Consider the following 338-nt stretch of genomic DNA (forward strand, 5'->3'; position numbering starts at 1 on the left):
GACGACTTAGGGGTAGAGCAAACCTTTACGACGACTGTGGATGCGAGCGGCAACTTCTCAGTCGAAGTGCCAAACGCATTGGCTGAAGGGCCTTACAGTATTGAAGCGACTATTAGTGATGCGGCGGGCAACAGCACTGATATCACCGGCAGCGGTAACATCGATACTACCGCACCAAGTGTGAATGTGGATGCACCAGCGCTCACCAACGACAGCACGCCAACTGTAACGGGCACCAGCGATGCACCCAACAGCACCGTCACGGTAACCTTTACTGATGCAGCCAATGTCGTACAAACTATTGATGTACAAACCGATGTCAACGGCAATTGGAGTGC

General features: G+C 52.7%; 1 protein-coding gene. It reads left to right on the forward strand.

The window, feature by feature from the left end; genetic code table 11:
• Positions 1–338, forward strand: a 338-nt coding sequence (locus AN391_RS20010; RefSeq protein WP_235576512.1) for an Ig-like domain-containing protein, incomplete at both ends; no start/stop codon positions are given.

It is taken from the genome of Pseudoalteromonas sp. P1-13-1a, assembly GCF_001401875.1.
GTDB lineage: Bacteria > Pseudomonadota > Gammaproteobacteria > Enterobacterales > Alteromonadaceae > Pseudoalteromonas.